We start from the raw sequence: 1755 nt of genomic DNA on the forward strand, positions 1-1755 counted from the left end.
CTGGCCGGGCGGGTCCGGCTGCACGATGGCCTGCTGCTCCTGATACGTCTCCAGGATCATAGATACACCACTCTCTTGCCCGTATGGGTCATTTTGTACGGCTGCTCCAGCTCCAACCGCCAGCCTGTCTCTTCGTACAGCGTGCTTTCACCATCCCGCACCAGCTCCACCAGGTCAAAAACGGCGTGCCGGCCGCTGGGACCGGTGTAAAACGTACGGGTCTCCGTGGACTGCAGGCTTTTAAACCGCTTGTTGTCCGCATACGCCTGCAGCTCCGCCTGAGACGCAATGTTGTCCAGCTTCTCGTAGGATACGACCCGGCGTCCCAGGTTCACGGTGGAGAAAACGCTGTCCGGTCTGTCGTTGACCGATACGGCCCGCATGGACGTCTCCAGATCCGGGTTATCCACTTCCGCGATAAAGACGTTTGGATGGTCAAACAGATCCACCGCCTGCGTCCACTCAGGATATTGGATGGAATACTCTCCATCCCGGTACGTCACGGATATCGCATCCGCGGACGGCATGCGGAACGCACTGCAGTGTACTGTGCCGCCGCCGTCCATCCAGATGCTGTTGTAGTTGATCTCCGCCGCCAGGGCGTTGATGATCGTGAGCCGGTCTGTGCCCGGCTCCCAGTCCTCCCGGTCCGCCTGCAGCGTGGCGGTGTTTTCCTCCACAAAAAAATCCGTGATGCCGGATTCAACCAGCAGCGCCTGGATGGCTGCCGTGTACAGCGTCCCTTTTGCCAGATGCAGCCGCGTCTCTATCTTCGAGGACATGGCAAGATAGGTCAGGTCATAGGCTGTAAGGCTCACCACAGGCCGCATGCCGTCGTGTTCCGTGTATGCATCGGTAGGGATATACTTGCCGAGCGGCCGGCGCACGCCGTCGATGGTGAGCACCGGCTGGATCACGTCCGTGAGGTAGTTGACGTCGCTGTTTTGTGCAAACTTTCCGCTGAGCGCCCATTTCACCGCAGCGTCCGCCGTCACCGAAATGGCTGCACCGCCGCCTTTGAATGCGGTAAGCCGGGTAAATTCCACGTTATCCCGCAGCACAAGGTATTCCACCGATACATTACTCATAGCTGATCTCCTGCCTGTGATCCGTCTCGACGATGGTGAACTGTACATCCCGCGCGCGGCCATGGGCCGCCTGGATGTTCCCAAGCACCCCGATCACAACATCGCCCCAGCAGTCTTTGTAAACTACGGCAGAACCCAGCAGGCCGCGCAGGGTATCCATCTGTGCGGCGTCCCGGAGCGTGAAAGCGAAGTCGTGGCTGGCGTCTTCCATGCCGCATGTATACAGTTCGGGTTTTGTGCGGCCGTAGTAGTGTACGTAGTCCACCTGTGCGCTGTAGCTTCCGTCATGTGCGGGCCTCTCACCGGCCCGCAGCCGCAGCTTCAGCCAGGGCGCGCCATCCTCAACGGCCCCCAATACGGCGTTTTCGATTGCCAGGAAGGCATGGACGGGCGCGCTGTCGGCGTAGTATCCCTCCGGCGTGACGCCGCGCACAGTATACACATGCTTTCCGGTACACAGACGGTCTGTGATCCCGCTGCCCGCTGAGCGCGTAATGGGGACACCGTCACGCAGTATGAAGTATTCGGCGTACGCGGCGTCCGTTTCCCAGGATATTTCAATGGCGCTTAAACGGGCATTGAAAGCGGCGTCAATAGTTGGTCCGGGAACGTTCAGAACGGTAATGGAGCCAACGGCCGGAGCGGATTCCACGCCGAACACTGTCTT

2 protein-coding genes are annotated in these 1755 nt (G+C 59.7%); both read right to left on the reverse strand.

Going from position 1 to position 1755, the window contains the following annotated elements; all coding sequences use genetic code 11:
* Positions 1 to 56 precede the first annotated feature (56 nt).
* Positions 57 to 1088: a hypothetical protein gene (locus GT748_RS15105; RefSeq protein WP_161222422.1), complete on the reverse strand. Its 1032-nt coding sequence runs from the start codon at positions 1086 to 1088 to the stop codon at positions 57 to 59.
* Positions 1081 to 1755, reverse strand: a 675-nt coding sequence (locus GT748_RS15110) for a hypothetical protein (protein WP_161222423.1), incomplete at its 5' end; no start/stop codon positions are given. The genes GT748_RS15110 and GT748_RS15105, both read right to left, overlap by 8 nt.

Source organism: Bittarella massiliensis (ex Durand et al. 2017) (assembly GCF_009876955.1).
In the GTDB taxonomy this organism is placed as follows: domain Bacteria; phylum Bacillota; class Clostridia; order Oscillospirales; family Ruminococcaceae; genus Bittarella; species Bittarella massiliensis.

Bases quoted from the DNA above. Each gene is read 5' to 3' on its own strand.
- GT748_RS15105 (WP_161222422.1), bottom strand. From the start codon at position 1,088: ATGAGTAATGTATCGGTGGAATACCTTGTGCTGCGGGATAACGTGGAA.